The 1,297-nt window shown below is 43.1% G+C and carries 2 protein-coding genes and 1 pseudogene; all 3 read right to left on the bottom strand.

Going from position 1 to position 1,297, the window contains the following annotated elements; genetic code table 11:
* Window positions 1–212, bottom strand: a pseudogene (locus BM278_RS18180) (phage major capsid protein); the annotation flags it as partial.
* 42 nt (window positions 213–254) lie between these two features.
* Complete coding sequence (locus BM278_RS18175; RefSeq protein ID WP_090952542.1) at window positions 255–989, bottom strand: head maturation protease, ClpP-related; 735 nt, start codon at window positions 987–989, stop codon at window positions 255–257.
* Window positions 989–1,297, bottom strand: a 309-nt coding sequence (locus BM278_RS18170) for a phage portal protein (protein WP_143093500.1), incomplete at its 5' end; no start/stop codon positions are given. The genes BM278_RS18170 and BM278_RS18175, both read right to left, overlap by 1 nt.

The raw sequence follows: 1,297 nt of genomic DNA, 5'->3' as shown, positions 1-1,297 counted from the left end.
ACTTGTACAGTCGGTTTTAACGGCTCTTTATCCTCAATAGTTTGTTTTTGTTCCTCGTAAAGCTCTTTGGCAATATCAAATTTTTCTTGAAGCGCAACAATTTCCTCTTTCAGCTTTTTCGCTTCCTCGATTTTGTTTTCAGCAAGAAGTTTACGAGCTTCTTCCTTTTTGTTTTGGATTTGTTCAAGCAACTCACGTAATTCCTTCGGCATGTTTGTTTCCTCCTTTTAACTTTTTGTGCAATAAAAAAGGAACTAGATGAGGTCTAGTTCCAATAACAGTCTTTCTTTTTCATCCTGTTCATTTTTCTTGTTAAGTAGTTCAACTGCGTGGCGAATGGATTGATTCGCACTGTTAACGACAGCTAGGCGATTGAAAGTGAATTGACTCATATTCGCCACGTCTAACGGCTGATCTTGATACAAGATGCCGTCTGCAAAGCCCTCTTTGACAGCTACATTAGCTGACATCCATGTCTCATCGTCCATCATCTGCGAGATTTTACTGCGAGAACGCCCTGTTTTTAATGCGTAGGCGTTGACAATGGATTCTTTAATGGTGTCTAGAATATCAGCAACCTTCCGTAAGTCATGCATATTGCCGTATGCGGTCGTCAGTGGATTATGAATCATCATCACCGCCATCGGGCTCATGAGTACCTCATCACCGGCCATCGCGATGACAGACGCCGCGCTCATCGCCTTGCTGTCAATCTTGACGGTAATCTTGCCGTTATGCTCTTTCAATGCATTGTAAATACCTGCCGCCGCAAACACGCTACCGCCATAGCTGTCAATCCATACAGTAATGTCCTTGCCTTTAAATTGGCTTAATTCCTCTTTAAATGCGTTCGGTGATGTTGACGGCATCCCAAACCATTCATATAACCACGCTTCGTCATCGTCTACAATGTCACCTTCAATGCGAAGCTCCACGCTCTCTGGTTCAGTTTCAGTCGCTTGGTTGACGATGAATTTCCAAAACGGCATCAACTGTCACCTCCTTTCTGGTACTGCTGGCCGATCATCGTGATCGGGATATAGTTACCGTTTACCATCAGAACGTCACCGCCTTCCTCAGCCGGTAAATCGAGGTAACTTCTTGCTTCATTAGCTGTATATATGCCGTTGTTGACGCCTTTCGATAGAGCCTCCATCTGCGTTTTAATGTCCGCTCGTAGGATGACATTAACATTAAACTTGAAGAAATAGCCTTGTTGAATAAGCTCGTTCGACAGGATTTTATAAGTAATCTCTTCCTCGTACTGTTTCAAAATGTAAAGGAGCGTATCAACATA

This window comes from Parageobacillus thermantarcticus (assembly GCF_900111865.1).
In the GTDB taxonomy this organism is placed as follows: Bacteria; Bacillota; Bacilli; order Bacillales; family Anoxybacillaceae; genus Parageobacillus; species Parageobacillus thermantarcticus.
This window is presented reverse-complemented; position numbering and strand designations above follow the sequence as displayed.

Bases quoted from the DNA above. Each gene is read 5' to 3' on its own strand.
- BM278_RS18175 (WP_090952542.1), bottom strand. From the start codon at position 989: ATGCCGTTTTGGAAATTCATCGTCAACCAAGCGACTGAAACTGAACCA.